The sequence below is a fragment of the Nocardia sp. NBC_00403 genome, assembly GCF_036046055.1.
Classification (GTDB): Bacteria; Actinomycetota; Actinomycetes; order Mycobacteriales; family Mycobacteriaceae; genus Nocardia.
In genome coordinates, this window is record NZ_CP107939.1 from 5477270 (window position 1) to 5503591 (window position 26322).

The following is a 26322-nucleotide window of genomic DNA, read 5'->3' on the forward strand; positions in this document are numbered from 1 at the left end:
GGTCTAACCGACGTCCAGGCTTTAGCTGATGGCCAAGAGCCAGCCCGTCAGCGCTGGCCGCGCATCCTCACGCAGGCTGCGTGAAGGGGTCAAGGCTGGTGAGGACTGTCGCGGGTTCTGGATGGGCTCCATCCGTCGGGTGATCGGAACCTGGGGGCGGTGACGTAACGGTTCCAGGTGGTGGCCGCTTCGGCGGCGAGCCTGGTGGCTGTGACGTGGTGATAGCCGAGAGCGTCGGCGACGACGGGGGCGGGCATCTGTTGGACGTGCTGACGCATGGCGGAGGTCCGGCCCGCGAGGTTGGCGACGCCGAGGGCTCTGAGCAACCCACCGAGTGTGGCTGCGTGCATGGGTTGTCCGGCTCGTCGGCCGGGGAACAGCCATCGTGAGTTGCGGTTGGTTGCGGTGTTCATGTTGGTGCGGTTGTCGATCCAGGCCAGGAGTAGGTCGGCGGCGGGTTGCGGGATCGGTGACGGAGGTTCTCCGAGGCGGAGCAGTACTTGGTCGCCGTCGTGGACGACGTCGTCGATCGTGAGCCGGACGATGCGGCTGAGTGGCTGGGCGTAGAGCAGGACGATGATGGCGGCGGCGCGTGAACGAAGCGGCTGATCGTCGTCGGTCAACACGCGCCCGATCAACGCGATGCGGTCCTCGGGCGGCATCGGTGAGCGTCTGCGGGATTCGAATGTCGGCAGGCGGAGACGGCGCAGGAGTTTGCTCTCGATGCACCAGAGCAGAAAGTCGCGCAGTGCGCGCCGCCGGTGTGTGGTGTTCTCGGCGTGCCAGAGATCGATCTCGGCTTGGCCGCAGGTTTCGAGGGTGATTCCCTGGGCGGCAAGCCATTCCAGGAATCGGGTTGCTTGCCGGACTTGGTCGTCGGCGAAGCTGCGGCTGGCTTGAGTGATCGGTTTCTGTTCGGCTGCGCCGCGGAGCCGGGGTAGGACGTGCCAGGTGGCGTAGCGGCGGATGGTCTGAGTGTGGTCGGCGTTGTCGATCGGTGCGAGGTGGTTGATCAGCCAGCGTTCGAACCCGCAGATCTGCTTGTCGATCACGGGTAGGACGCCGCAGGCCATGAGTAGTTCGCGCAGGTGGGCGGCTGCTCGCCAGGGCTCGGCGGTGTGGAACGCGGCATGGGTCAGTTCGATGTTCCCGCGGCCGAGGTCTCGCAGCAGGTCCGCTGGGCTGCGGCTCTGACCTTTGCGTGGGTTGAGCCATTTCAGGCCGGACAGCGGGTTGTTCATCGCGAGCATGTGCTCGGCGAACCGAACGAGTTCGGGCCGGATTCGGCCGGTGCCGTCGTCGAGGAGTTCTGCAAGCCTGTCGGAGAAGGTGCAGGGGGTGCAGAGTCGGCGAGCGTGGAGTTTGCCTTCGCGGTCGCAGCGTGCGCATCGGTAGCCGGTGCTGAATCCGGCGCAGTCGGTGCAGATAGGTTCCCGCGAGCCCGGATCGATGCCGGGCAGGATCCGTTCGTCGTTGCATCCGGGACAACGGCCTCGGACCTTGAGGGCCCGGTCGTGGCAGGTGCGGCAGACGTGCCCATCAGGCCAACCGGCCGCGAAGCATCCGAACCGGCCGCAGCGAGCGCAGGTCTTCTTGAACCAGCGCTCGAACTGCTCGTCGGTGCAGTAGGCCGGGCTCATTCCTCGGCGAGGATGCGCGCCGGCCGGGGCCGCAACTTGGCGACCACCGGCGGCTGCGCGGTCGTGTCGGCGGTTCCGGTCCGGCGGACTCCGGCGTTCTCGGCGGAGGTGACCACCAGGTCGGCCGGTGTGCAGGCGAGAATGTCGCAGAGCGCCGAGAGCACCTGTAGTGACAGCCGTTCCGGGGTGCCGGAGACCAGGCGGTGGACCTGGGAGGCGGACAGGTTGATGCCGCGTTCGTGTAGCAGCTGGACCAGCTCGGTCGCGGTGAAAACGCGCTGAACTGCCATGACCTCACGCAGTCGCCAGGTGTAGCCGACGGTTCGTTTCATGCCTGTTCACCTTTCTGGGAGCGCAGAGCCGCCACGACGGTGGCATCGAGTCGTCGCCGCAACGTGCGGGTGCGGAAGTCCGACGACACGCAGGTGTAGAGGGCGGTCGTGGATGCGTGCTCGTGGCCGACCTGTTCCTGGACGAACCGAGGATCCCAGCCGTCCTCGATCAAATGGGTGACATAGAACCGTCGCAGAGAATGGAAGTCCAGCCCATCGTCGAGGCCGAGTGCCTGCCGGTAGGCGACGAACCGCGAGTTCAGGCGTTGGCAGCCGATCCGAAGACCGCGTTCGGACGGCCAGGCCGCCGGATTGCCGTCGGCGCCGAACAGAGGCCGGATCTCGGTGAACCACTCGTCGAGGACCTCGACCGTCCAGCCCCAGACGGTCAGCACTCCGCGCCGTTTCGGCGGCGAACCCTTCTTGGCCTTCCCGAACCGGACCTGGCAGCGCCCGAACGACCCGAACTCCGGCCCGTGCGGGTTCGTCCCGAAGTCGGCGGCGTCCAGCATCCGGGTTTCGTTGCGGCGCAGACCGAATGCGTAGGCCGTTTTGAACAGGGTGGCGTCGCGGAACGCGGGCAGCCAGCCCTTGCGCCCGAACGATCGGATCCGGGCAACTTCGTCATCGCAGTGAGTGAAGAAGGCTTGCAGTTCCGCCTTGGTGAACGCCCGCTTCGCCGGATCGGACTCACCTTCCTGGACGTGCGTGGCGGTGTTCCATTCGTGCACCACCTGGATCGGGTGCGTACCGAATCGGCCCTCACAGGTCGCCGGCCACTTATAGAGCGGATCGGTGACGAAGTGGCAGAACACCCGGACCGCCTCGGAGTAGGAGCGGATCGTCGAGCGCTTCAGATCACGCAACGACCGCAGATCACCGAGCCACTCATCGACCATCGCCGGAGTCCACTGCCAGGGAAAAGCGTTCACGTAGGCGGCGAACGCCTTGACCGTGTTCTCCCGCCCCTCGACCGTGGTGCGAGCCAGGTTCCGCGCCAGCTGCTGGTTGGCGAACCCGGTCAGCATCGCCTCGAACACCTGCTCCTCGGGCCGCAACAGCGACACACCGTCGACCAGATGCAGCCGCGCGGCACCCGGCACCGAACCGCCCAGAAACGCCAAACCACCCACCCTCCACTCGTCGCATCTGATGCGAGAAAGTCGCATCGTATGCGAGTCGTGATCGAACCCGCAGGCAGTTGGACCGAACCTGGCCACGCCGAAGCGCGACAGGACTACGATTACGCATGCCGACCCGGATGAAAATGGCTGGTAGAACCCGAAAACGAGCTCCCGCTCCGGGCGATCTCCACACCGTCGCGAGTTCGCACCCGATGCAATTGGCGGCGAAAGGAACATCTTTGAGAAATCCGGCGCTTAAGGATCGGATTCGGCGAACGGGGTTGGCCGGTAGGTGATTTCATGTCGCGGTGACGGATGAGGGTTACGGCCGGTTCGGGTCGTATTCGCGGGTTGAGCTGGAGAGATTCTTCTATCTCGACGATGAGGACCGGCGACTGATCGCGGCCCGCCGCCGTGACTACAACCGCCTTGGATTCGCGCTCCAGATGGTCACGGTCCGTCACTTGGGGATGTTCCTGGCCGATCCCCTCGACGTGCCGGCGGAGGCGGTCGCCTACGTCGCCGAGCAGCTCGATATCGCCGATCCGGCGTGCGTGAAGAGCTATGTGGACCGGGAGAAGACCAAGCTCGAACACGCCTGGGAGATCCAGCGGGAGTACGGCCTTGTGGGGTTCGCCGAGGTCGAGGCGGAGTTGTCAGCGTGGATCGCGGACCAGTCGTGGATGACCGGCGACGGACCGAAAGTGATCTCCGACGGCGCGGTGGCGTGGCTGCGGGAACGCCAAGCGCTGCTGCCGGGAATCACGACGCTGGAACGTCTTGTCGGAGAAGGCCGTAAGACGGCTGATCGGCGGTTGTCGGCTCAGCTCACAGAACGGCTACCGGCGACGGCGAAGACAGCTCTGCGTGCATTGCTGAGCTCGCCTGTCGATGGCAAGGTGCGGATCAGCGAGCTGGAGCGGCTGCGCAAGGGCGTGTTCCGGCCCACCTCCAAGGGCATGGTCACCGCGGTGGATCGGTTGTCGGACCTGCTCGGGATCGGTGTCGATCTGGACGTGTCGCAGGTGCCGCCGCGTCGCCTGATCGGGTTGGCGACCTACGGGTTGTCGAGCAAGGCGGCGCAGCTACGGCGGCTCGAGCCGCCCGAGTATCGGCTGGCAGTGCTGGTGGCGACGGTGAAGGTGCTGATCGGGCGGGCCACCGATGACGTTCTCGAGTTGTTCGACCTGCTGATGGTCACCGACCTGTACTCCAAGGCCGAACGCGAATCCAAGGATGAGAAGCTGCGCCGCTACCCGCGGGTGTCGCGGCACGCGGGCAAGCTCGGGCCGCGGTGAAGGTGCTGCTGGAGATGACGGAGGTGGGACCGGAGCTGAGTTTGGAGATGATCTGGGACCACATCGAGAACGCCGTCACCAAGAGCGAGCTGCGCAGGGCGGTGGCCGCGATCAACGAGCTCGTGCCGGTCGACGACGCCGAGTTGAGCGGGCAGCGGCTCGAGGAGCTGGCCGGGCGGCTGGCGACAGTGCGCACGTTCCTGCCGCCGATGATGAGGGTCGTCGAGTTCGGCGCGAGTACCGAGGGCGCGGCGGTGCTGGCGGCGACGAAAACCCTCGGTGAGTTGATGACCACGAAAACGAAACTGCCCGCGACCTGGCTCGATGCCCGCAAAGTCGATCACGACCTGATCGGCGGGGCGTGGAAATGCCTCGTCTATCGGGAACCTCGTCCGGCCGCGACGGTGGACTGCGCCGCCTACACGTTGTGCCTGTTGGAGCAGTTCCATCGACATCTCAAACAGCGCAACATCTTCGCGCCACATTCCTCGCGGTGGCGCGACCCGCGCGCCCAGCTGCTGTCGGGCGTGGCGTGGGAACGGACCCGCGAGGTGGGCATGAACGCGCTGAACCTGCCGACGGACCCGGCGGCGCTGCTGGCCGATCACGCCGCCGCGGTGGACACCGCCTATCGGCAGGTCGCCGCCCGCCTGGACGGCGACGGCCCTGCCAGCGTCGACGAGGACGGCAAGCTGCACCTGGCCGCGCTCGAGGCAGTGCCGGATCCGCCATCGCTGACCGACCTGCGCCGGCGCGTCGAGCGGATGCTGCCGGAAGTCGATCTGCCGGAGATGGTCCTGGAAGTGATGTCGTGGGTGCCCGGGTTCACCGAGGCGTTCGTCCACGCCTCCGGCAACGACGCCCGTGTCGCCGACCTCGGATTGTCGGTGGCGGCCGTGCTCTGCGGGCATGCGATGAACGTGGGTTTCAAACCGGTGACCAGCCCTGGTGTGCCCGCGCTGACCCGGGACCGGCTCCATCGCGTCGACCAGCACTATGTGCGGTTGGAGACGATGAGCACCGCCAACGTCGCGCTGATCGAGGCCCAGGCGCGGGTGCGGTTGGCGCGGACCTGGGGTGGCGGGTTGTTGGCGTCGGTCGACGGTATCCGGTTCGTCACCCCGATCCGCACGATCCACGCTCGACCGAGCCCACGGTTCTTCGGCCGCCGGCGAGGCATCACCTGGTTGAACATGCTCAACGGTCAGGCCGCCGGCCTGGCTGCGAAGGTCGTGTCCGGGACGCCACGCGACTCGCTGCACATTGTCGATGTGTTGCAGAGCCAGCACGGCGGGCGGGTGCCCGATTCGGTCATTTCCGACACCGGATCGTATTCCGACATAGTCTTCGGTCTCCTGCATTTGACCGGCTACCAATATCGGCCGCAGCTGGCGAATCTGCCCGATCAGCGGCTGTGGCGGTTCGACACCCGCGCCGACTACGGGCCACTGGATCAAGCCGCCCGCGGCCGTATCGACGTCGACAAGATCGCCACGCATTGGCAAGACATGTGCCGGGTGGCGGTGTCGATCCACTCCGGTGAGGTCAGCGGTCACGACGTGACCCGCATGATTTCCCGCGATGAGCGTCCGACACCGCTGGGGAGGCCATCGCGCACTACGGGCGGATCTTCAAGACCCTGCACATCCTGCGCCTGGTCAACGACGAACCCTACCGGCGTGAAGGCAAGGCCCAAGCCAACCTCGTCGAAGGCCGCCACGACCTGGCGCGGCGGATCTACCACGGCCGTAAGGGCGAAATGGTACGCGCCGACTACGAAGGCATGGAAGACCAACTCTCAGCGCTCGGCTGGTGCTCAACTGTCTCGTGCTGTGGAACACCGTCTACAGCGACCGCGCCCTGGAACAGCTTCGCGCACAGGGCTATCCGGTGCGCGAGGAGGACGCCGCCCGGTTGTCGGCGTTCATCCGCGGCCACATCGGCCTGGACGGGCATTACGCCTTCCACCTGCCCGACCTCGACGGAACCCACCGGCCGCTGCGCGATCCCGATGCCCGCGACGATGAATGAGCCGCGTGTCGGTAGCCATGGCGACACTGGTCTAGACAGGCAAGGCAATCATCCAGCCGAAACCACCATCCAGCCCGGAGAAGGTGACGTGCACTGCGGCTGCCCCACCATTGCCTCATGGACAGCTCTGAACTTGCAAAGCTGGTCGCCCACGAACTGCGGAAAGTTGGCCTGCCGTTCGTGGACCGCGAACCGAAGCGCGACGCAGGAGGAATTGCGCTCGGCGCGGGATTCGACGACACACCTCACGTCTCGGTGGCGTGGGTTGTCTCCGGAGACCTTAATGACGAAGCACAGCAGTCGATGGAGAGTTTGCTCTCGCCGTCCGAGTATCGCCGGCCTGTGCAGGAACGACTGGATGAACTGTTCTCATCCTCCTCGCGCTATGGCTACCGCGATCAAGTCCGCCGCATCATGGCCACTGCGATCCACGAGATCCTCCTGTCAGGAGGGTTCGATGCTCGGGTGAGGATGGACGACACCCATCCCGGGATGACTGTGGACGTGTTCGACCGGGCCGAACCCAGCAAAACACGCGGTCCCCGCTGAACGTTTGATTGCCATAACAGGTTCGCCTGCGTGAGACGACGACCCCCAATGAGGGTTCTGGACTGGTGAGGACTCGTTCGGAAACAACGGATACGGCGTCATCGCATTTCGGGGTTCCGGTAGTAATCGCCGAAAAACCAACGGACATGGCGTAGGCCCTGGTCAGGGATGGATGCGGCGTTGAGGGTTCGGGCTGGCCACTGGTCGTCTGGACGCTGGAGGACCTGGGCCTGGAGGCGGTCGCGGAGGTCGGATTCCTCGGGTGTGAGCGGGTCGTCGGGGCGGCGGATGCTGGCGTGCTTGGGCCGGATCGCCACGCCATCGTCTGCGGCGGTGTGTTCGACTTCTTGGCGTCCTGCGGTTTCGTGGTCGCTGCGGGGGCTGTCGCACAACTCTCGCATCTGATCGTTTGTGAGAATCGCGAATCCGATTCCAGCGGGGAACTAGTGCCGCGTCAAGCAACCTTCGGTAGGTAATCCGGCAGCCGGATCTTGGAGTTGACGGCGAACTCGCGCTTGGGCTGGGCGTGTTGGTTGTGCCAGCGGAGGTAGGCGCCGATCGCGGCGTCCTGTTCGCCGTGGCTGCAATGGTCGGTGCCGTTGAGAGCGAAGTAGCGCAACGCCGCGAATTCGGACTCGATCCAGTTCAACCACGACGAATAGGTCGGCAGGAACACCAGTTCCACGTCGTTGGCTGCGGCCCAGTCCCGGACCTCGGCTCGCTTGTGCGGGGAGAAGTTGTCGGCGATGACGTAGAGCTTGTCCCCGGGCCAGCGCTCCCGCAGCGACTTCAACAACGCCAGAAACTCCTGCCACCGCTTACGATCCCGGATCCGATAGTGGATCTTCCCGGTAGCCAGATCCAGAGCACCGAGTAGGTGCCGCACACCCTGGGTGCGGTGATAGGTCGCCCGCAACCGTTTCGGGCTTCGTCGCGGAAACCAGCCACGACCAGTGCGGGGTTGCAGGTTGAGCGGCCCGAACTCGTCCACGCAAACCACCCGCCCATCGGCCGGCGGATGATCGTAGAGGTCGAGGACGCGGTTCATCTTGGCAGTGAACTCCGGATCGGTACCGGCTTTCCAGGTCTTGGTGGTCTGCCACGACACCCCCTCGGCTTTGAGGATCTTGCGCAGAGTCTCGCGGCTGATATCGGCGATCTCGTTGGTGACCAGTACTTCTCGCAGTTTCGACAGACTCCACACCGAGAACGGCCAGCCCAGGTCCCGCGGACAGCACCGAGCGATGCAAGCGATGCGTTCACGCGCCGCCCGATCCACCTTCTTCGGCCTGCCCGCGCTCCATTTTGGGTCCAGAGCCTCGAACCCCCGTTCGTTGAACTCGTGGATCACTTGCCGCACATAAGCTTCGCTGACCTGCATCAACCTCGCGATCGCGGGGACCGGCTGCCGCTGCGCCGAGGCCATCACCACGATCGCACGTCGCGTCCTGATCGGTTGTCTGCTCGTCTTCGTGATCTTCTGCAACCGGCGCCCCTCTTCCGGGGTCACCGCTCGCACAAACACTTCCGGCCTCCGGGCCACCGGCACCACCTCCACCGGCAGCATCACCGGCCACGTGCCCACGATCAACTCGACACCCGGTTACCGGGGCAACCTACTTAGACGAGGCACTAGCCGATCAGAAGATGGTCCGCCCGCGCTATTCGCAGACCTGGGTGTGGGAGAACATGAATTCAACGGTGACGGCCGCCCGTGCCGGGGCGAATCGGTTGTGCGGTATGCCGGGGGTGAAGGCGAAGACCGAGACGTTCTCGTTCTGGCGATCCAGCCACCAGCCCGCGGTGCGGCAGGCGCGCCACCGGGTACCGCTCCAGTCGGCGAGCCTTTCCTCGCCCGCGGAACCGAATGTCCAGCCGCCGGAATCACCCAGATGAGCGAGCAAGCGGCCGGCCACTTGATCATCGGGCGTGCCGTCGGCGGCGGCGATGGCGAAGGTGCGCATGCAGTAGCTCCTCGTGTTGGAGCAGCTGGTCGTGTGGTCGGCGACCGTCAGACCGGCTGGCAGGGGTAGCAGCAGTTCGGCGTCGGGGGTCGCGACGGCCTTGCCTCCGTAGGCTTGGTCCTCCGCGAAGACGCCGAGGTCGCCCAGCACGAAGTACAGCAGCACGAACAGGGCCAGTACGCCGTACAGCCCGCCGAGCACCCGGGCGATCCAGTGCTGGACCCCACCACCGTCGGTACCGGCCCAGTCCCAGATCAGTCCCGCCAGCAGCACCACGACACCGGCGGCGATCATCAGCACCTCGAGACTGTGCTGAAAGTGGCGCACTCTCCAGCCCCCGTACGCCACACCCAGTTCGGCCACGGTCAGCACCGCCAACACCGCACCCACGCGCCACCGGGTGCGGGGCGCTCGCGCCGCGAGCAGCCAGCAGACCAACGGCACCAACAAGATCAGCCAAAACACGTCGCCAGTCTAAAACGGGGGTCCGGGAACATCGGCGAGAAAAGTCACGCTGAGGAGGGCACCCCGAGCACCAAACAAGCTCGCCACCAACGAATTACGCAAATCCGTTGTTTTTTCGGCGATTACTACCGGAACCCCATTTCAGGGGTATGGGCTGGCTCAGTGACGTCGGTTGGCGCCGGGGCCGAGGAGGCTGGTGAGCCGGCGCATGGCCTTGGGGGATGGTTCGAAGTAGCGGCGCAGGTTCTCAGGTTTGCGGTGCCGGGATATGGCCATGAGTTCGAGGAGGCTCGCCCCGGACTGGCCGGGGCGGGTGAGCCGGGAATGGTGCAGGTCGTGGAGGTCCCACCACCCGTTCGGTCGCGGCGCCCACCACCCGTTCGGCGGTGCGGATAGCGATGTCGCTGCACCCAGCGGTGGGAGCAAGGCACAATCGCGGCATATCGGGGGGCGGATTCATAGTGCCGCGAACTCGCTGGGTTGTGTCGACCCCCAGCCGAGGGCGTGGCTCCCGCTCCAGACAGATTGAATGTGAAAGGACTGCGGCGTGCGGGAAGTGGCGAGCCACCGTATCGATGAGTGGCGAATGGCCTACGCGCTGGACGGAATCCCCGAGCGCACAAGGATCCACTGGGAGCACTGGTGCGACGGCCCGTCTCTCGGGATTCTGCAGGAGATGTGCGACATGCTCCTCGACCACCTCGCCGCGCGCATCGCGCAGGACCCCGAGCTGTGTTCGCCTCCTTCGGCCGTAGTCCTGCGCACTGCAGCGGAGTGCGCTCTCGGGGCTTTGAGCTATGGCGCGTCCCCCAACGGCGACCAAGAGGTGCCTCTCCCGCTCATCGGCGAGACGTTCAGTAGTGAGGTAGCCGGCTACGATCCTCCTGTCGACCAGGCACCGACCGCACGAACCTGGCGGCAAGTGTTCTCATTGTGCCTGATCAGCGGCCCATGGGAGCGAGACCGAGCGATCGGCGGGCTGCTGCGCGTCGACTTTGCGCCCACGATCCGTGAGGGAGTGCCGTACTCGCCGCTGGAATCACAGTCGGATCCAGCGGATATCGCGGAGATGGACGCGTTGTGCAGCTACCTGGTCGGGCCGTGGCGATCGAACTATTCCGAGTCCGGGCTGGTTCTGTGCAAGCCCGACGCGGACGAGCGCGCCGAGGCAGCACGACAGTTGGACGCAGTCGGTGCGCTGACATCGGATCAGCAGCTGCTCCGGACACTGCTGGAAGACGACCGGTCGACCTTTGAAGACGCATTGACCACCCGTCTCACTCAGTATCGCGATAACGCAGCAATCGACGCGCCTCCACGAACCCTGTTGCCGTTCGGCACGATCTCGCTGGTCAAGCTCGCCACCCAGGTTTACGGGTGGGAGTTGGGCATCCGATCCGACTACCTACCGGCGGGCCTACTGCACGGCGAATACAGCCTTCCCACGGAGCCGGAGGTCGAGGAAGATCTCTGCGAAAAGTGACGTTAAGGATTTATTGTTGGTGCCATCCCATATTTGACGTGCTCGTATGTTCACGATCGCCCGGATCCCCATGTTCGTCCCGAGCGCGAACAGGTCCAGCAGCAGCCGTCTTCGCAACGTGTCGCGGTCGATCACCTCACGAGAGGCGACCGAGGTGAACTCGGCGGTGAAGTCGGTGAGAAAGTCGGCGTCCTTGAGCACATCGAGGAGATCCAGGGTTCCCCAGCGGCGGGCGACCTCGGCCTTGATCTTCTCCAGGTTCTCCAGCTCCGGCTGTTTGTCCAACTTCGGCACACTGATCCACTGCTCACCACGCCGCCGCGTCAATCGCACACCGCCGGTAGCGTTCTGGGCCAGACCGGTATCGAGACGGGCCAGGGCCTGGCTCATCCGCTGCTTCAACCCCGCGATGAACTCGGTCGGATCCAGCGGCTGACGGATCACGGCGTAGCGCACCTCACGGGCGGTGTCGAAATCACCGGGCAGATCATCTTCAGGGTTGCGCCACCGGTTCCCGCTATCGACATAGATCTCGCGTCTTCGGATCGCGTCCCGCAACGCGACCAACACACACAATTCGTATGGGATGCGCCCGACGCGCCCCTTCTCATCGACCACCGCCTCCCGCCACGCTTTCGGCACCACACCATCGAGCGGGGCGAGCGCGTGTTTGTCGTAGAAGCGGACCTTCCCGTCGATGCTCGCGTAGCGCGCCAGCAACTCCATCGCCACCATGACCGGCCGGTAGGCGGTGTTGTTGCACCGAAAATCCAACGCCGCCAACAACGCCGGCAACATCCGCCGATAGTGATTCGAGTACGAGCTGCGCAGCACCGTGCGCACCCGCGCCTGGAACACCTGGTCGTTGGCCTTCGCCTCTTTCACCAACTCCCGCAGCGTCTTCTCCCCGACCACCGGATACAGGGCCTCACGCACGATGTCGTCGGGATGATCGACCGCCGCTTGGGCCAGCCGGAACAGAATGTTCTCCTTGCCCCGCACCCGCCGCAGATCCTCGGTCAGCTCCTTTCCACCCGCCGATCCGCCGGCGTATTGACCTTGTGCACCAGCTCGATCAGCAGATCCACCAGCGCGTCGGTGATCTCGGCCGACCGCGCCCAGCACAACGCCGCCAGCAAAGTCAGCATGATCGGCTCGGGCATATCCCGCAGATCTGACGGGAACGACCGCGCCGCTCGTGCCCGCCACGCGTCGACCAGGTTTTCACTCGTATCGTCGAACAAATCCGGTGGCAGCTCGAGCGCCCGCACCGCCGCCAGCTTGTCCACCTCGCGCAGCAACGTCTCCAAACTGACCTTGCCTGGATCGGACTTCAACTCCGCCAACAGATTCCGGCCACTAGCCAACGGAGCCGCACCAATCGCGACCGTTGTTCAGCCGGTCGATCGACAGCTCACTCAGCCGCGACACGGTGCGATCGCAGAACCGCTTCTCGAACGTCGTGCGAGCCGATCCGATGATCCGGTCGATACGTCCGGGTGGTTCGATCCGCTCGGCCCGGCAGCGTACCAGCAGCGCCTGAAGCAGTTGCTCGTCGCGCAGCTCGACCGGGCACACCTCCGTCGCCAGCCACGACCCGAGTTTGTCCTCGTCGCTGCGTGACGATTCCCGGAAGCCGAACGCATCCCGCACCTGTGCCCGGTGGTACTCGATCGTGCTGCCGCTCCAGCGATAGGTGTCCAGCAGCGCTGGATCGACCTTGACCTGATCGGCCATATACGCCACCGCGGCGGCCGGTAACTCCTCCGGCCCGGTTGGGAATCGGCCCCCGAGTTCGAAGAATTTCAGCAACAGGCTGAAGCCGAGGCCACGGGTCGCGCCCGACTTATTGCCCACCAGCCGCCAGTCTTCACCGACCAGCGTCCACGACCCGATCAAATCCTCGGTCGACCACTCCTGACGCACGCCCGGCAACCGTAGACGAATCACCCTGAGCGCGAAGCTACTTTGGGGCTGGGGCCAGCTTCAGGATTCCCGGGCCGTCATGAGCGTTCCGTAGTTCCCGCGCCGCTGTTGCGGGCTTCGACAGCCTTGACGGTCTTTCCGAACGCATGTCTCAAGACGCCCTGGCCGACGGTTCCGACCACAACGCCGAGCACCCGTCCCGTGAGGTTCTTGCCCTCGCGCACCACGACAACATCCACATCGGTCATCCCGTCGCGCCGGCGTGTGAAGGTGTAGGTGTGGCCGGAGTGACCGCCCCACAGGTTGGAGTCGGTGGTCGTCATGACGACGTGGTTGGGGTCCGACCAGTCGTAGTGCAGGCGTTCCCAGATACCGCGCGAGCCCTCGGTGACGTCGGCCTCACCGAGGCTCTGGGCGTGCACCTCGAGGTATTGGTCGGTGCTGTTGCCGAACAGCTGTGAGCGGCCGGGCCCGAAGTCGGTGAGTGCCGCGACGAACTGTTCGGGCGTCGAGGTCGTCGTCTCCTTGAAGTGAATGGTGGACATGTTTGCTCCTTGTGTTTCGGCGGTGATGGGTGTTGTTCCTTCGTCGACGACGTTCCCGCCGCAGAGCGACGGCGGCCGCTGCGATTAGACCGGGAACGTCACGCCGGTCAATTTCTCCGAGACCGTCCACAAGCGTTGCTGGATCGCTGTGTCATGCGATTGTGGACTCGATTCGACGATTTTCGGGTAGCCGCGGGTCTCCAAGAATCCACCTGGTCCGTAGTACTGACCGCCGAGCACGTCGGGGTCGGTGGCCGCGCGGAGTATCGACAAGGCACCCATCGCCGGGCTCTGCGTGGCGATGGGTGCAATAACAGGCACGAGCGCACGCAGCGCGGCCGGCATGTTGCGCATTAAGTCGGTGTTGGCGGCACCAGGGTGAGCCGCGACCGCGATCGTCTCGCCGGTGCCGGACAGGCGACGTTGCAGCTCGTAGGTGAACATCAGATTCGCCAGCTTGGACTGGCCGTACGCCGCCACCCGGTTATAGGACCGTTCCCCTTGCAAATCGTCGAAGTTGATCCGCGCCCGGATGCGATGGCCGACGCTGCTGACCGTGACCACCCGCGAGCCAGGTACCGGCAGCATTCTGTCGAGCAACAGCCCCGTGAGCGCGAAGTGTCCCAAATGATTCGTGCCGAATTGCAGCTCGAACCCGTCGCTGGTGATCTGCCTCGGCGTGTACATCACCCCAGCGTTGTTGACCAACAGATCGATCGTGGAATACGCGGACCTGAGCTGTTCGGCAGCATTGCGCACGGATTCCAACGAGGTTAGATCGAGCTGTTGAACGGTGGTGTCCGCGCCTGGGACTACAGCGGCAATACGGTCCGCGGCATATTTACCCTTGTCCACATCCCGCACTGCCAACACCACCGACGCGCCGTGCGCCGCAAGTGCCCGAGCGGCCTCGAACCCGAGTCCGCTATTGGCGCCGGTGACGATCGCCAGTCGGCCCTTCTGAACTGGTATGTCTTGCTCCGTCCACCTGTTCGCCATATTTTCCTCCCAAAGATCGGTCGGTCCGTCGGTTCACCCGACGAGCCCGGCGAGGGCGAGACTTATATCCCCACCGTCGCGCTCCCGGTGCAGTTGCGCAAGGGGCGACAACCGCCACGCACGCGTGCACGACACATCGTCGTGGTCATCGGTGTCCTGGCTCAGTTAGGAGCGGGACGATGTCGAGTGAGCTCAGATGTTCGGGATCGGCGACGATATCGATGGCCGTGATCCGTGTGCCGGTGACGGTGATGTCGAGTACCAGCGCCGCACGACCAGGCGGTGTGTTGAGGATGCCGATGCGGCCGTCGATGAGCGCGATCCGCGCGTATCTGGCCCGCTCGGCGAAGGCGCGCGCCCCCCGTGCGACAGCCGTCGCGCCTCGCACCTCCAGCGGGCGGTGTGTCGGGGCCACGGTGGCGTCGACGTGCAGCACGACGTCGGGGTCGAGGACCGTGAGTAGATCTTCGAAGTCACCGCTGCGTGCGGCGGCGAGGAAGGCTTCGACGATGCGCCTGCGGCGGGCTTGATCCGAGTCGAGGACAGGATCAGCTCCGCGGACCCGGCGGCGAGCACGGGAGGCCAGCTGGGCGGCCGCGTTCACCGAGCGGCCCAGAATCGGCGCGATCTCGGCCAACGGGACATCGAACAGGTCGTGGAGCACGAAGGTAACGCGCTCGGCCGGCGTGAGTGTCTCGATGACCGTGAGCAACGCCAACCCGACCGAATCGGCGACGATCGCCTCATACTCGGGGTCCGTGCCGGTGCCGGGTGCGGGCTGACCCGGTTCGGGTGTCTGCAGTCCCGACGGTTCTTCACGCCGGGTGCTGCGAGCGCGGAGCATGTCCAAGCACACCCGCCCGACGACGGTGGTCAGCCAGCCGGTCAGGTTGTCCACGTGGTCGGTGTCGGCGCGGTCGAGCCGCAACCAGGCTTGCTGGACGGCATCGTCGGCCTCGCTGAGCGAGCCCAGCATCCGGTAGGCGACCGACCGCAGGTGGCCGCGGTTGCGTTCGAACCGTTCGGCAAGCAAGTCCCTGTCGTCCATCTGTCACCTCCGACGCCACTGTCATCTTCCTCCGCCGTCATTCGTCATAGATATGACGGAAGTAATCGGCCTCGGATGTCATCGCCGAGGCAGATCACCGAGGAGGAACCGCTGCCATGCTCGAGAACTCGCGCCCGATGAAGCAGACAGCAGTCGTGGTGGGCGGCGAGCTCGACCGCGAGACGGCTGCGTCGGCGCTGGACCCGCGGCGCTGGCTCGCGCTGGTCGTGATGCTGGTCGCCGGGTTCATGGATCTGCTCGACGTCACCATCGTCAATGTGGCGATCCCGAGCACGCTCGAGGACCTGGAAGCCGCCTACGCCCAGATGGAATGGGTCCTCGCCGGCTACGTGCTCGGGTTCGCAGCGCTGTTGATCACCGGCGGCCGGCTCGGTGACATCTATGGCCGCAAACCCGTATTCCTGATCGGCGTCGCCGGGTTCACCCTCGCGTCGGGACTGTGCGGCGCCGCCGCCGACCCGGCCATGCTCATCTCGTCGCGGCTGTTGCAGGGCGCGATGGCAGGGCTGATGGTTCCGCAGATTTTGGCCATCGTGCACGTCAGCTTTCCCGCGAACGAGCGGGGCAAGGCGCTGGGCATTTGGGGTGGGGTGCTGGGCTCGGCGTCGGTGGCCGGACTGGTCCTGGGTGGCGCGCTGCTGCAGTGGGATCTTTTCGGTTGGGGGTGGCGCCCGATATTCCTTATCAACGTTCCGGTGGGCATCTGCGCGCTGGTCGCGGCGTGGTTGCTGGTCCGCGACTCGCGGTCACCGGCCGCGTCCCGGCTCGACTCGGTCGGGGTCGCGCTCGCCACGACTGCCGTCGTTATGGTCGTCTATCCCCTGACCGAGGGACGCAGTCTGGGCTGGCCCGCATGGACAATTGGGCTGATGGCCGCAGGGGTGATCCTGCTCGGCGTGTTCGTCGTCTACGAGGGCCGGCGCACCCGCACCGTCGGGTCACCGTTGATGGCGCTCGCCCTGTTCCGAATGCGGGCCTTCTCGACGGGCATGACGACGTGGGCGATCTTCTGGGTCGCGCTCGGTGGCTTCTTCTTCGTGTGGACGCTCTATATGCAGGTCGGCCTGGGCTGGACACCCCTGCGGGCCGGGCTGACCGCCGCCCCGTTCGCTGTGGCCGCGGCCGCCGGATCCGGGCTGTCGGTGCAAGTGTTCGTGCCCCGGGCCGGGCGCCGGGTCCTCGCGACCGGTGCCCTGGTCAACGCCGCCGGGTTCGCCGGCTACATCTGGGTGGCCATCCATTACGGACCCGCAATCACCTCCTGGCAGATGATCATCCCGCTGACGGTCTCCGGTTTCGGATTCGGTCTGGTCGTCGCCCCGATGGTCGACCTGATCCTCACCGGTGTCCCCGCACCCGACGCGGGATCGGCATCCGGAACGTTGAGCACCGTCCAACAGGTAGGGATGGCTCTCGGGATCGCCCTGGCAGGCATCGTGCTCTTCACGCAGCTCGCCGACGACTCCGGACGCGGCGTCGGCGCCGTCACCCCCGCCCTGCATCAGCAACTCACCTCGGCCGGTGTGCCGACTGCGGCTCAGGATGCCGTTATCGCGGGGTTCCGCGTCTGCGTCCGCGACAGGTCCGCCGCGACCGATCCCACCCAAATCCCCGACAGCTGCAGGGCCCGTCCTGACACGCCGGCTGCGGTGCAGCGCATCCTGATCATCGCCGGCCCGCAAGCCAACGCCCACAATTTCGCCCACGCGTTCGGCTACACCCTCTGGTACGGGGTGGGCACCATGATCGCGGTCTTCCTCGGCATCTTCGGGCTGCCGCATCGGATGCGGCGAACAAACCTCTCCGAACAACTGGCCTCGACCGCTGCATGACACGACCGTTGTCCGCCATGTCGGCCTTCCGAAGAACCTTGCTCAGCCCGCCAAGGGAATCGACGATGAGTTTCGACTCCCTGTGCGTTCAGGAGCAGCGGGGGCTACGCGATATCCCTCGTTCTTCAGCGGCTACTACTGGAACCTGTATCGGTGTTCTGAAGTCTCAGTAGGACGCGATGGGTCCCAGCGGACGCAACGACCAAGGCATCGCCTCGATCGGGACTGTAGCAACAGACCTGTCCATCCGGCTCGTCTTGGATCCGGTCGTGAATTCGGGATCGGTCCCCATAATGACGCGTCCTTCGCTGTTGACCAGCACTACTCGCTGACCGGATGCCTGGAATCGCGGAAGCAAGACCTCCTCGATCGCGGCGACCGGTACGTCGGCACCGGCAATTCCGAGGAATGTTCCCGATGTGGTCGTGACCGGTATCGAGAATGTGCAAACATACTGATCGGAGCACGCGTAATCGAGGTGCGGCCCCTGCACCCATCGCCGACCCTGCTCGCGCGGAATCGTGAACCAGTCCATTCCGGTGTAGTCGTAGAAGTATTCGCTATCGGGATTCAATTCCAGCAGCAGGCGTTGCGCGTCCGGAAGCCACCATTCCAGGTGCCGGGGGCGATCAGCGAGAACGCTGTCGGCCATCACTACGCCTGCGCCGGTGAACAGCTTTCCGCGCCGCTCGAGCTCACCGGCGATAGTCTCGCGCAGCGGTGCCAGGTCAGTCGACTGGGGAGCGGACCCCAGCTTCTCGGTGAGACCACCCCACAGGATTGTCAGTGCGGTTCCGATAGTTTCCAGCGACAGGTAGATCTCGTCGACCAGTTTTGCGACGGAACTAGCGAGCGACTCGACGGTCGCCGGGGCCGGAAAGCTATCGGTGTCCCTCATCAATCACTGAGCTCCAAGCGTAGGGCGACGAGACGGCGGATGCGTGATTCCGTATGCGATTCTGCCAGTTCTCTCGCCTGGGCATCGTCTTCTCGTTCGATCGCGTCCACCAGGTCACGATGGGCGGCCGCCTCAGCTGCCGGGGCCAGTTTCAGCCGCGGCAGCCAGAGCAAGGCGGAGAGTTCTGCTTGCAGACCGACCTCGGCACGGGTCAGCCGGGTGGACTGCGCGCAGACCGCCATCTCGATATGAAAGCGGCTGTCGGCTTGGCGTGCAGCGACGAGTTCGGTGCTGTCCTTCAGCCGGTCGGTCAGGGCGCGGAGCCGAACTATGTCGGCCCGCACCCCGCGGCGCGCGGCAAACACAGCAACCGCTCCGGTGATGGCGAAGTGCTCGTCCCCCAGATCACGCAGCTCCTGGATGCTCATCTGCTGCAACCGCGCCAGCGAGGTGCTCTCGAAAACCTCCGCCGAAGCGCTGATGAAGCTGCCACCCCCGCGCCCGCGCTTGGTGTGCACGATGCCCTGCTGTCGAAGCACCACCAGCGCCTCCCGCAGGGTCATCGTCGATACCCCCAACTGGTTGGCGAGATCGGCCTCGCTCGGCAACTGCTGGCCGTCGACCATCACGCCGAGGCTGATCGCAGCGGACAACCGCTGCGCCACGGCCTCGGTTTTCGGACCGCCGCCCTCGAGCGGCGAAAGCACGGCGCCGAGCGCGGTCAATCCGGCCCTCTTCTGATGGGGCAACGCGACTCCTCGGGTGGCGGGGACGTGACACGATTCTAGTCGACTAACACTTGAAATATGAACTCTAAAGTTAGATGTACATCACAGTGGGTCCCGCCCGCACCCGTGGTCACCCCGGCGGTATTCGCAATCGCCAGGCGGCGGGGCGATGGATGCCGAGCTGCCTGGCGACGAGGCGCGTCCTGGATGAGCGGCGGGACTTAATGCGATTTTTACTGAAGAACCTCTTGAACTATGAAATCTAATGTCTTATGTTCAAGGCATGTGAACTGCCCCACCCGGACAACTTGACGCGCCGACGTCACGATCGAAGCAGGAATTCCTCATGTCCGAGAACCCGACCTGTCCTAGCGGGCACCTCCAGTGGTGCATCCGTGGCCGTGCCGAGTTGCCAGCCGAGATGGTGGCGCATAGCCGAGTGCGGCCGGTCGATGGTGGTCGCCGAATACCCGAGGCAACGGTGCGACGGCGGGGTATCGAAGGTGGATGATATGTGGCGAACGGAAGTCGACGGACTGCGTGTGACGTGGCGCTTGGTTCAGCATCATCTGATCGCAATTATCGCGGTGGACAACGCATCCGACGCTTCGCCGGTAGCTTCCTTCTGCCCGAGCAACTACCCGGATCTCGCCCTGGCGCGAGAACTGCTTCCGGAACTGACGAGGCTGTGGGATGCGGTCCGCCATGAATTCTGGACGAAACTCATTCCGCCGATGTCTCTGGCGGCGAGGCAGCGGGTATTGGCATAACGTGCCGAACGCCGACCACTCCGGTGCGTGCTCAGCCCCGGACGTCGTGGCCCACCCCCGCGTGGACTCGGAGTCTCGCTCCGCGTGGGCTCGACTCTCCGTGAACGCGCCTCGCAGAATGCCGAGCGGGTCGTAGGGGCGGCGACAACCCACCCTGCTGTCCTTCATCGCGATCCCGGCACCGAATCGCTTGCTGCTCGTCCACGCAAACTGCGGGAAATGCCCTGCCCGCATCAAGATGCCGGGGTTGCCGACACGCCCCACAAGGTGGTGGGCTGTTTGGAAACGCCACATCACTCATATCCTGATCAGCTCGCAGTCCGGTCGGGAAAGAAGGCGGTTCACCAGGCAACCGCTTGGAATAGCCGGCCAGATATCAGCGCCGAGACGACCATGGAGCAACACATGGACGACGAGACTGAACGCACGCCGCGACTCACCGCGTTCCCGCGCATCGACGACTACGGTTTCATCTCCGATTGCGAGGTCACCGCACTTATCGCCCCCAGCGGAGCCATCGAGTGGATGTGCCTACCCCGCATGGACTCCCCCAGTGTCTTCGCAGCCATACTCGATCGTTCCGCCGGTTCGTTCCGGTTCGCCCCTGCCGACTTCATGGTGCCCACCGATCGCCGCTACGTCCCCGGCACGATGGTCATGGAGACGAGTTGGCGCAGTGGCGAAGGGTGGGCGACAGTTCGTGATGTGCTGCTGGTCGGGCCCTGGCGACACCAGACACCCGGCCATAGCGCCCATCGCCGAACGCCCACCGACTACGACGCCGAGCACATTCTGCTGCGGACGGTGCACTGTGAGACCGGGCAGATTCAGTTTGTGCTCGACTGCCAACCATCTTTCGACTACGGCAGGCATCGCGCTCATTGGGAGTACCTCGACAGTTACCACCTCGCGCAGGCCAGCGCTGACGGGATCGATCTGCAGCTGACACTGAGCACCGACATGCGCTTGGGGCTGGAAGGTACGCACGCGCTTGCCCGCACCCTGCTGAAGGCGGACGACACACGCTTCTGTGCGCTCTCCTGGGGTAGTCGCGACGCCCCCCGCGCCGTTGACGACGCCGATGAACGGCTGCTACGGACAATCCACCATTGGCGGCACTGGCTGGCCGGCGGGCGGTTTCCGGATCATCCGTGGACTGCCCAGCTCACCCGCAGCGCGCTGACCCTCAAGGGTCTGACCTTCGCCCCCACCGGTGCCATCAGTGCTGCGGCCACCACGTCATTACCCGAAACCCCAGGTGGACAACGCAATTGGGACTACCGCTACTCGTGGATACGCGACTCCGCCTTCGCGCTGTGGGGCCTGTACACACTGGGCTTCAGCTGGGAGGCGAACGAATTCTTCTCGTACATCATCAGCTTGACCGAAGATGTCCGCGACATGCAGATCGTCTACGGCATCGGCGGCGAAACCGACCTCACCGAGCGGACCCTCACCCACCTGCGCGGCTACGAAAATGCCGGCCCCGTGCGCATCGGCAACGGCGCGTACCAGCAACGCCAGCACGATGTGTGGGGCGCTGCACTGGACGCGGTCTATCTCTACGCACGCAACCAAGACCAAATCGACGCCCGAGCGTGGCCGCTGCTGGGCCGGGCGGTCAAGAGCGCCCTCACCTACTGGCGCGAACCGGACCATGGCATTTGGGAAGTACGCGGGGAGCCCCAACACTTCACCTCCAGCAAGGTCATGTGTTGGGTTGCCGCCGATCGCGGCGCCCGGCTGGCCCGCATCCACCAGGACTTCGAACGCGCACATCGCTGGCAACAGGCCGCAGACGAAATCCACGCCGACATATGCACCCATGCGGTCGACTCCCGGCAGGTGTTCACCCAGTACTACGGCAGCACGGCACTGGATGCTTCGACCTTGCTCATCCCGCTGGTTCGTTTCCTGCCACCCGACGACGACCGGGTACGCAACACGGTGTTGGCCATCGCCGACGAACTGACCGAGGACGGCCTCGTATTGCGGTACCGCGTCAGTGAAACCGACGATGGATGTGCGGGGGAAGAAGGCGCTTTCACGATCTGCTCGTTCTGGCTTGTCTCGGCACTGTCGGAGATCGGCGAAAAGAAGCGAGCCAAACAGCTGTGCGAGAAACTGCTTGCCTACGCCAGCCCTCTTGGCCTCTACGCGGAGGAGATCGACCCACGAACCGGCCGGCACTGGGGCAACTACCCCCAGGCGTTCACCCACCTCGCGCTGATCAACGCCGTAATGCACGTCATCCAGGACGAACAAGCCGTACTGCGGCAGGCACTGGGCGGGGAATCGATCGCCCCACGACTGGACGTTGCATCATCTACACCGGGATACATGCACCGCTAACCCTGACGCTCGGGATAACCACGACAGCTCGACCACCGGACGCGAGAGGGTGCGGTTCGCCGATCGGTAATGCCACCGCTGCAGTGGCTTCCGCGATCCAGGCGCAATGTAGGTGGTCTGGTCTTACCGCTCGAGCACCCCGCGTGTCGAGGCTTCGGACCTAAACGTGTCGGAGGTGGTGGCGATAGATGGGGCAATCCCACGGGTGTCCGTACTGCGTAGGGCCGAAATCGACCGTAGACCAACAACTCTCGGTACGGTCCGTGCGTGGTGAACCACGGTAAGACGTGTTTGCTCCTTGTCAGGGGAAGCGGCCTACCAAGGCCGGCGCTCGGACGCGCGGCTCACGACCTCGGCGGCACCCGTCACCCGCGCGACGCCCGCCCCGACGACAACCTCCTCGGTGACACCGACTACCCCGGCCACACCACCAGCGATCATCGCGCCCGCACCGCCGGCTGCGGCACCCGCGCCCGTCGCACCTCCAGCCGCGGCGGCCGCGACGACAACCCCCGCATCTCCCAGCGTCTACTACCCGAACTGCGCCGCAGCTCGCGCTGCGGGCGCCGCTACGACGCGGCGAACGTCGAACCAAAAGTCGGCCGCCGCGGCCACGCTGCCGACGCCGACGGGGCCGGGGGTGGTCAACCCGAGCAGCGCGCCGAGCTGGTCTGCAGAGCTGCGTCAGAATTGCGTCGCGGCCAACCCTGAGCAGTCAGACCGTGAGGACCATGCGGTATCGGGCCCGCCCCTGTTCCATTGCGGCATAGGCCTCGGCAGCTTGATCCAGTGGCCGTTCCTGGGTTCGCGCGCGCACACCGGATTGGACCGCGAATTGCATCGTTTCCTCGATATCGCGCGCGGTGCCGGAGGCGTGGCCGGTGACGCTGAGTCCGGTCATGATCAGCTGCGTCGGGGTGATCGGCAATGGCTCGGCGGTGACGCCGATGGCGATGAGTTCACCGCGCGGTAGCAGCCCACCAACCGTTTCGGCCATGGCTGTGGCGCTGCCGACGGTCCCCAGAACGACCGACACACCACCGAGTCCGCGCAATGCCTTGCTGACATCACCGGCGGTCGAGTCGATGTAGTGGTGGGCGCCGAGCGCGCGGGCGTCCTCGGCTTTGTCAGGGCCGCGGGCGATCGCAATCGTTTCAAAGCCCATCGCGCGCGCGAACTGCACGCCGAGGTGGCCCAGTCCGCCGATCCCCAGAATGGCCACACGGTGGCCGGGCACCGCCCTGGTTTCGCGAAGTGCGAGGAAGGTGGTGACTCCGGCGCAACCCATCGGCGCGGCCTCGGCCAGGGAAAGCTCGTCGGGGATGCGGGCCAGCGCATTGGCCGGTACGGTCACCGACTCGGCGTATCCACCGGGGTAGTGCCAGCTGGGGACCTGCAAGTTCTGGCAGTGGATGAAGTCGCCTTTCCGGCATGGAATGCACTTGCTGCAATGCCCACCGAACCAGCCCACAGCCACGCGGTCACCGACGACGTAATTGTCGACATCGGCGCCCAGTTCGGCGATCGTGCCGGCGATCTCATGCCCGGGTGTCAGCGGCCACGCCATGCCGGGGAACGCGCCGCTGATGAACGCACGGTCGGTGCCGCAGATCCCACACGCCGAGACCGCGATGCGGACATGGTTGTGAGGCGGTGAAGTCGTATCAACATCGACCAGTTTCAACGCCGCACCGGCGGACTGCACGTGAACAGCCTGATGAGTAGACATCGGTATCCTCGCTTTCCTCGGGGAGCGTCGGTGGCGGCGAGGGCCTCACCGCAGCATGATCGAGGCAGCGGCGCCGGCAATTCTCGAACGGCAATCGGGGCACCGGATGAAACATCAGTTCTCACGGTCTGTGGCACCCCTGGATGCGATGCCACCGACGCTACTATCGCCTTCAACGATGGTGCCAGCGGCACCCTGGTTGTGTCCGTAGAACTACCTGGTCGTGCCACCTTGTGCCGGCCGGCCACGGCTCGTCATCCGTCCTGCGCAGCGTCGCACGCTCGACAGAAGGCACCGACCCGATAAGGGTGCCTGGAGAATTATACGTTCGCCGAGGCGGTACTGAGGTGTAACGCGACAGGTGCGCGTGCGCGTGGGGCGTCGAGCAACCTTCGGTGGGTGGTCCGGATGTCGAATCTTTGAGCCGACTGCGAAGTCGCGGACCGGCATGGTGTGCTGGTTGTGCCAGCCGATGCATAGCGGACCGGAACTTTCCCGCGCCACCGGGGAAGACTCGAGCAGAAACCGTTGCAGTCGGTTGATCGTCGCAGTTCGCGCGCGACCGAGTTCGTCTCGGCGATCAGTGAGCATGCCCAGTATGACCAGCTCCGAATCGGGCTCGACAGGAAGCAGATTCGGCGAATACAGCGCCGCCATCGCCACTGAGCGTGCGTCGACCGGGCCGGTCTTGCGGCCGTTGACGGTGGCGAATACTCGCTGTCTGGCCATCAGGTGACAACCGCCGATGCCAGGTCCTGTATGAACGCATGCATGCCCGCCAGCGTGTGCGCGGGCATCATGATGTCGCAGTATGGCAGGGCTGCCGCCATCGCACCGGTGGCTGGCTGGAACCGGGAGTCGCCCGCACGAGGGTTGAGCCAGATGACGCGCCAAGCCCGGCGTCGGATCCGGGCCATCGCGCGGGCGAGAACATCGGGGGTGTCGCTGTCCCAGCCATCCGAGGCGATGACGACGACGGCGCCGCGCACCGCATTGCCGGACGGAGTGGCAAGTAGCGTGCCGAGGCATCTGCCGATGTGCGTGCCGCCGTGGCGGTCGACCACCTTGTCATTGGCCCGGGCCACCGCGACATCCGGCGAACGGTGCGCCAGCACCGAGGTCAGCCTGGTCAGCGAGGTGGAGAAGGCGAACACCTCGGGGCGATCGGGCGAACGGCGCTGCATCGCGGCCCGCATCAGGTGCAGGTAGATCGTCGAATACGGCTGCATCGAGCGGCTGACGTCGCAGATCATGACGATTCGGCGCGGGCGGCTACGGGGACGAGTGCGGACCAGCACCGCTGACTCCCAGCCGGTGCGGCGGGAGTTGTTCATCGTCGCCCGGAAGTCGATCCGCTTGCCGTGCGGATGGTTTTCGTAGCGCCTGCTGCTGCGCTGCGGCCAGTGCGCCGACACCTGCTCCAGCCAGGTTCCGACCGTTCGCAGATCGTCCGGATCGAAGTGATCGAACGGTTCCTGTGCTCGTGCCGCGAGCCGGCTCGGCAGTACGTCCGGCAGCGCCACACCCTGGTCGGTCGAGCGGTCGGCAACGACCGCCGATCGCGTTGTCGCCCAAGGGACTTCACCGCTTTGCCGAGATTGCCCCCGCCCGCTCACGCGCGGTGCCGACGGGCGTTCGGTCGGCAGACTGCGTGTTCGGCTCGGCGGGTCCACACCTAACACCGCGTCGGCGAACACCATCGCGAAGACCGCGTCGAAGGCAGCGAGATCCTGCATGCGATCGACGAGCGTGAGCCGCGCAGCCCAGTAGAACTCGGTGCGCGACCGCGGCGCCATGCGGCGCAAGGCTTGCACGAACAGCGCCGGCCCGCTCGGGGCCACCGCGATGCCACCACGCCGCAGCCGGGCGACCACCGCGACAGCGAAGGCAGCGAGATCGACACCACGTAACAGAACCGCCCGTGTCATCGCTTCCCGCGCATCAGCTTGCGTACCAGGACAATTGCGAGCACGGCAGCCAGCCCTGACGCGATCGCCGGCGCATATTTCTTGACTATCGCGGGCCCGACCAGATCGACGAGGTCGAGCGGTGCCGGCTCGGATTGTGCGACCGGTTGCGGCCGCATCCCTCGGCTGTCCGGCGCGACCACTGGCTGCGCGGCGGCCGAATCGCCCGCCGCGAGTTTCGCTTCCAGGGCTGCCACGAACTGACCAACCAGTTTCTCGGACACCTGCTGCAGTATCCCGCTGCCGAATTGGGCAAGCTTGCCGACGATCTTGAGGTCGGTGTCCACGGTGATGCGGGTCTTGTCGCCGTCTTCGTGCAGTTGCGTGGTGATGGTCGCCACTGCGTTTCCGGATCCGCGTGAATCCCGGCCGCTGCCGTTGATAACGGCGCGATGGTCGTGTTCGTCGCGCTCGACGAAATTCGCCTTCCCGGTGAATTCGCTGGTCACCGGGCCGACTTTGACCTCGAGTTTGCCGAGGAAGTCGGCTCCCTCCCAGCCGACCATCTGCGCTCCAGGCATCAGCGGGACCACCTGTTCGAGGTCGGTCAGCACCTCCCATGCCCGCTCGACGGGCGCATTGACGGTGAACTCGTTGGCAATCTTCATCGGAGTATCCCTC

General features: G+C 65.3%; 24 protein-coding genes and 2 pseudogenes. 9 read left to right on the top strand and 17 right to left on the bottom strand.

Features of this window, described 5'->3' with window-relative positions:
* Positions 1-89 precede the first annotated feature (89 nt).
* Genes OHQ90_RS24265 through OHQ90_RS24275 form a run of 3 tightly spaced genes read right to left on the bottom strand, consistent with a single transcriptional unit; the run spans position 90 to position 3096 of the window.
* Positions 90-1640 carry a tyrosine-type recombinase/integrase gene (locus OHQ90_RS24265; RefSeq protein WP_328401136.1) on the bottom strand — a complete coding sequence of 517 codons (1551 nt, stop codon included), beginning with the start codon at positions 1638-1640 and terminating at the stop codon, positions 90-92.
* Entirely contained in the window at positions 1637-1972 is a 336-nt protein-coding gene (locus OHQ90_RS24270; protein ID WP_328401138.1) for a helix-turn-helix domain-containing protein, read from the bottom strand. The genes OHQ90_RS24265 and OHQ90_RS24270 overlap by 4 nt, the downstream gene beginning before the upstream one ends.
* A complete protein-coding gene (locus OHQ90_RS24275; protein WP_328401140.1) occupies positions 1969-3096 on the bottom strand; it encodes a tyrosine-type recombinase/integrase in 1128 nt (375 codons plus the stop codon). Before OHQ90_RS24275 ends, OHQ90_RS24270 begins: the two co-directional genes overlap by 4 nt.
* 308 nt (positions 3097-3404) lie before the next feature.
* Here OHQ90_RS24275 and OHQ90_RS24280 point away from each other — a divergent pair, with 308 nt between their 5' ends.
* The 4 genes and pseudogenes from OHQ90_RS24280 to OHQ90_RS24295 all read left to right on the top strand — a co-directional run bounded on the left by OHQ90_RS24280 (position 3405) and on the right by OHQ90_RS24295 (position 6974).
* On the top strand, positions 3405-4394 hold the full coding sequence (locus tag OHQ90_RS24280) for a DUF4158 domain-containing protein (protein WP_328401142.1): 990 nt from the start codon (positions 3405-3407) through the stop codon (positions 4392-4394).
* Between the two features lie 806 nt (positions 4395-5200).
* Positions 5201-5931 (top strand): annotated as a pseudogene (locus tag OHQ90_RS24285) (Tn3 family transposase); the annotation flags it as partial.
* 117 nt (positions 5932-6048) lie between these two features.
* A pseudogene (locus OHQ90_RS24290) lies at positions 6049-6425 on the top strand (Tn3 family transposase).
* Between the two features lie 117 nt (positions 6426-6542).
* Positions 6543-6974, top strand: a complete 432-nt coding sequence (locus OHQ90_RS24295; RefSeq protein ID WP_328413453.1) for a hypothetical protein — start codon at positions 6543-6545, stop codon at positions 6972-6974.
* A gap of 98 nt (positions 6975-7072) precedes the next feature.
* Here the strand turns inward: OHQ90_RS24295 and OHQ90_RS24300 are convergent, their stop codons facing one another.
* From OHQ90_RS24300 to OHQ90_RS24310, 3 genes are all read right to left on the bottom strand, one after another.
* A complete protein-coding gene (locus OHQ90_RS24300; RefSeq protein WP_328401144.1) occupies positions 7073-7375 on the bottom strand; it encodes a hypothetical protein in 303 nt (100 codons plus the stop codon).
* A gap of 53 nt (positions 7376-7428) precedes the next feature.
* On the bottom strand, positions 7429-8559 hold the full coding sequence (locus OHQ90_RS24305) for an IS630 family transposase (protein WP_328400886.1): 1131 nt from the start codon (positions 8557-8559) through the stop codon (positions 7429-7431).
* 76 nt (positions 8560-8635) lie between these two features.
* Complete coding sequence (locus OHQ90_RS24310; protein WP_328401146.1) at positions 8636-9403, bottom strand: hypothetical protein; 768 nt, start codon at positions 9401-9403, stop codon at positions 8636-8638.
* A gap of 547 nt (positions 9404-9950) precedes the next feature.
* On the opposite strand from OHQ90_RS24310, the gene OHQ90_RS24315 reads away from it, so the two are divergent.
* Positions 9951-10886: an immunity 49 family protein gene (locus OHQ90_RS24315; protein ID WP_328401148.1), complete on the top strand. Its 936-nt coding sequence runs from the start codon at positions 9951-9953 to the stop codon at positions 10884-10886.
* On the opposite strand, the gene OHQ90_RS24320 is transcribed toward OHQ90_RS24315, so the two are convergent.
* The 6 genes from OHQ90_RS24320 to OHQ90_RS24345 form a co-directional block, all read right to left on the bottom strand.
* Complete coding sequence (locus OHQ90_RS24320) at positions 10821-11888, bottom strand: Tn3 family transposase (protein ID WP_328401150.1); 1068 nt, start codon at positions 11886-11888, stop codon at positions 10821-10823. The genes OHQ90_RS24315 and OHQ90_RS24320 overlap by 66 nt on opposite strands.
* 17 nt (positions 11889-11905) lie before the next feature.
* Positions 11906-12253 carry a hypothetical protein gene (locus OHQ90_RS24325; RefSeq protein WP_328413455.1) on the bottom strand — a complete coding sequence of 116 codons (348 nt, stop codon included), beginning with the start codon at positions 12251-12253 and terminating at the stop codon, positions 11906-11908.
* The gene (locus OHQ90_RS24330) at positions 12246-12836 is read right to left on the bottom strand and encodes a DUF4158 domain-containing protein (protein WP_328401152.1); all 591 of its coding nucleotides are present in this window, start codon (positions 12834-12836) and stop codon (positions 12246-12248) included. Before OHQ90_RS24330 ends, OHQ90_RS24325 begins: the two co-directional genes overlap by 8 nt.
* A gap of 53 nt (positions 12837-12889) precedes the next feature.
* Positions 12890-13357, bottom strand: a complete 468-nt coding sequence (locus OHQ90_RS24335; protein WP_328401154.1) for a hypothetical protein — start codon at positions 13355-13357, stop codon at positions 12890-12892.
* Between the two features lie 84 nt (positions 13358-13441).
* Positions 13442-14356 (bottom strand): SDR family NAD(P)-dependent oxidoreductase, encoded by a 915-nt coding sequence (locus OHQ90_RS24340; RefSeq protein ID WP_328401155.1) that lies wholly within the window; start codon positions 14354-14356, stop codon positions 13442-13444.
* A gap of 145 nt (positions 14357-14501) precedes the next feature.
* Positions 14502-15404, bottom strand: coding sequence for a sigma-70 family RNA polymerase sigma factor (locus tag OHQ90_RS24345; protein WP_328401157.1), 903 nt, complete (start codon positions 15402-15404; stop codon positions 14502-14504).
* Between the two features lie 116 nt (positions 15405-15520).
* Here OHQ90_RS24345 and OHQ90_RS24350 point away from each other — a divergent pair, with 116 nt between their 5' ends.
* Positions 15521-17257: an MFS transporter gene (locus OHQ90_RS24350; protein ID WP_328401159.1), complete on the top strand. Its 1737-nt coding sequence runs from the start codon at positions 15521-15523 to the stop codon at positions 17255-17257.
* A gap of 166 nt (positions 17258-17423) precedes the next feature.
* Here the strand turns inward: OHQ90_RS24350 and OHQ90_RS24355 are convergent, their stop codons facing one another.
* Together OHQ90_RS24355 and OHQ90_RS24360 are read right to left on the bottom strand one after the other, a co-directional pair.
* Complete coding sequence (locus OHQ90_RS24355; protein WP_328401161.1) at positions 17424-18155, bottom strand: PDC sensor domain-containing protein; 732 nt, start codon at positions 18153-18155, stop codon at positions 17424-17426.
* The gene (locus OHQ90_RS24360) at positions 18155-18880 is read right to left on the bottom strand and encodes a FadR/GntR family transcriptional regulator (RefSeq protein WP_328401163.1); all 726 of its coding nucleotides are present in this window, start codon (positions 18878-18880) and stop codon (positions 18155-18157) included. The genes OHQ90_RS24355 and OHQ90_RS24360 overlap by 1 nt, the downstream gene beginning before the upstream one ends.
* Positions 18881-19395: 515 nt before the next feature.
* Here OHQ90_RS24360 and OHQ90_RS24365 point away from each other — a divergent pair.
* The 3 genes from OHQ90_RS24365 (at position 19396) to OHQ90_RS24375 (ending at position 22716) form a co-directional block, all read left to right on the top strand.
* Entirely contained in the window at positions 19396-19653 is a 258-nt protein-coding gene (locus OHQ90_RS24365; RefSeq protein ID WP_328401165.1) for a hypothetical protein, read from the top strand.
* Positions 19654-20058: 405 nt separating this feature from the next.
* Positions 20059-22005, top strand: a complete 1947-nt coding sequence (locus OHQ90_RS24370; RefSeq protein WP_328401167.1) for a glycoside hydrolase family 15 protein — start codon at positions 20059-20061, stop codon at positions 22003-22005.
* 267 nt (positions 22006-22272) lie between these two features.
* A complete protein-coding gene (locus OHQ90_RS24375) occupies positions 22273-22716 on the top strand; it encodes a hypothetical protein (protein WP_328401169.1) in 444 nt (147 codons plus the stop codon).
* Positions 22717-22720: 4 nt separating this feature from the next.
* Here OHQ90_RS24375 and OHQ90_RS24380 read toward each other — a convergent pair whose 3' ends face one another.
* From OHQ90_RS24380 to OHQ90_RS24390, 3 genes are all read right to left on the bottom strand, one after another.
* A complete protein-coding gene (locus OHQ90_RS24380; protein ID WP_328401171.1) occupies positions 22721-23734 on the bottom strand; it encodes an alcohol dehydrogenase catalytic domain-containing protein in 1014 nt (337 codons plus the stop codon).
* Positions 23735-24462: 728 nt separating this feature from the next.
* Positions 24463-25662 carry a vWA domain-containing protein gene (locus tag OHQ90_RS24385; protein WP_328401173.1) on the bottom strand — a complete coding sequence of 400 codons (1200 nt, stop codon included), beginning with the start codon at positions 25660-25662 and terminating at the stop codon, positions 24463-24465.
* The gene (locus OHQ90_RS24390; protein ID WP_328401175.1) at positions 25659-26309 is read right to left on the bottom strand and encodes an SRPBCC family protein; all 651 of its coding nucleotides are present in this window, start codon (positions 26307-26309) and stop codon (positions 25659-25661) included. The genes OHQ90_RS24385 and OHQ90_RS24390 overlap by 4 nt, the downstream gene beginning before the upstream one ends.
* Between the last annotated feature and the right edge of the window lie 13 nt (positions 26310-26322).